Source organism: Streptomyces hirsutus (genome assembly GCF_001418415.1).
In the GTDB taxonomy this organism is placed as follows: Bacteria; Actinomycetota; Actinomycetes; order Streptomycetales; family Streptomycetaceae; genus Streptomyces; species Streptomyces hirsutus.
The window spans coordinates 1-1,901 of record NZ_LIQT01000770.1 but is presented as its reverse complement, the minus strand read 5'-3'; the positions used below and the strand labels follow the sequence as shown (position 1 = coordinate 1,901).

At 71.8% G+C, this 1,901-nt stretch carries 2 protein-coding genes; one reads left to right on the top strand and one right to left on the bottom strand.

Annotated elements, in window-relative coordinates; translation table 11 throughout:
- Window positions 1–92: 92 nt before the first annotated feature.
- Complete coding sequence (locus AOK11_RS38480) at window positions 93–1,163, bottom strand: LacI family DNA-binding transcriptional regulator (RefSeq protein WP_055598232.1); 1,071 nt, start codon at window positions 1,161–1,163, stop codon at window positions 93–95.
- Between the two features lie 217 nt (window positions 1,164–1,380).
- Here AOK11_RS38480 and AOK11_RS38475 point away from each other — a divergent pair.
- Window positions 1,381–1,901: asparaginase domain-containing protein (locus AOK11_RS38475; protein WP_206189020.1), on the top strand; the 521-nt coding region annotated here is incomplete at its 3' end.

The following is a 1,901-nucleotide window of genomic DNA, read 5'->3' as shown; positions in this document are numbered from 1 at the left end:
GTTTCTGTGTGTGGGGTGGATGCCCGGTTCGTTTCGACGGTGTGGTCTGTCGGAGGAGTTGTCCTGTGGTTTCGGTGGGCCGGTGGGCCGGTTCAGGGGACTGGGCCGGGTGGTGTGTCGCCGAGGGTCGAGGCGCGGGCCATCAGGGCGGGGCGCAGGCGACGGGAGCGGCCCGGTTTGCCGTTCAGCATGTTCACCAGGGTGGTGGCGGCCACTTCGCCCATCCGGTACATCGGGGAGCGTACGGAGGTCAGCGGCACCGGGAGGGCTGCCGCGAGCGGGACGTCGTTGTAGCCGACGACCGCCACGTCCTGGCCGACGGTGAGGCCGGCGTCCCGGACGGCTGCCATCACGCCGATCGCCGCGAAGTCGTTGACCGCGAAGACGGCCGTGGGACGCGGACGCAGGCCCAGCAGGTGGTCGGTCGCCGCCCGGCCGCCCGGCACGTCGAAGGCGGAGCCGATGACATGGCTCTTCGGTACCGGGAGGCCTGCCTCGGCGAAGGCGTCCAGGAAGCCCTGGGTGCGCTCCACACCGGTGCTGGCGTAGGGTTCCCCGGCCACCACCGCGACCCGCCGGTGGCCCAGGCCCAGCAGATGCTCTGCGGCCAGCCGTCCGCCGAGGGTGTCGTCGGTGGTCACCGACACCCGGCCGGGCAGCCTGCGTGACACCAGCACCAGGGGAATTTGCTGGCGGGCCAGTTCGGCCACGAGGTCGCAGTCGGAGCGGGCGTCGCCGAGCACCAGACCGTCGACGCGCCGGGCGAGCAGTGCGTGCGCCCGGCGCTGCTGCATCTCGGGGTCGTCGCCGGTGTTGGCGACCACGGTGTGGTAGCCGGCGGCCGACGCGGCGGCGTCGATGCCTTCGTAGATGGTGGCCAGCACGATGTCGGTCAGCCGCGGGACGAGCACGCCGAGCATCCGGGAGCGGCCGGTGCGCAGCGCCGCTCCGGCCGGGTCCCGCTGGTAGCCGAGTTCCTCGGCCAGCCCTCGGATGAGTGTGGCGGTCTCGGCGGCCACTCCGTCCCGCACGTCGTCGTCCAGGCTCAGCGCCCGTGACACCGTGGAGACGTGGACGCCCGCCTGCCGGGCTATCTGGGCGAGCGTGACCGGGGCACGACCGCTCTGTGCACCGGTTTTCGCCCGTGCTCCCTGGCGATCCACTCCCGCTACCCCTCTTCTCGAATCCGTCGGCTCTTCGGGTCCTGTGGGGCCCTGGCCGGTTCTGCTCGAATTCGACAGCTGTTTACCGTCGTTGCGTTGCCGAGCCTCGCATACTCCCGAGCCCTGGGCCAGACAAGTGTCCGACAACCATTGACCAAAGTGCAATCGTTTGCGTAGCCTCACCGCAATCGTTTGCGAAGAGGCGGAGAGAGGGTTCATGCGCCGAATCCAGGTCGTGGCCACCGGCGGCACCATTGCAAGCCGGGCCGGGGCGGAGGGCCGCCGGGCGACCGTGCTCGCGAAGGAACTGCTCGCGTCGGTCGGTCCACTGCCGGCAGACGCCGAGGTGAGCGCGCGGGACGTGGTCACCCGGGGCAGCTACGCCTTCGACACTGCGGACCTGCTGGCGCTGGCCCGCGAGGTGCGTGGCGCCCTGCGTGAGGGGGCCGACGCGGTGGTGATGACGCACGGCACCGACACGATGGAGGAGACCGCCTTCCTGTTCGATCTGGCATTCGACGACCCGCGGCCGATCGTGCTGACCGGTGCGCAGCGCCCGTTCGACGACCGTGCTGCCGACGGCCCGGCCAACCTGGGCGACGCCCTGGCCGTGGCCGCCGCCGACGCGGCCCGCGGGCACGGCCCCCTGCTGGTCTTCGACGGCTTCGCGTTCCCCGCCCGCGGGGTCCGCAAGAGCGACACCATGTCGGCGCATGCCTTCACCGCGCCCGGGCGCGG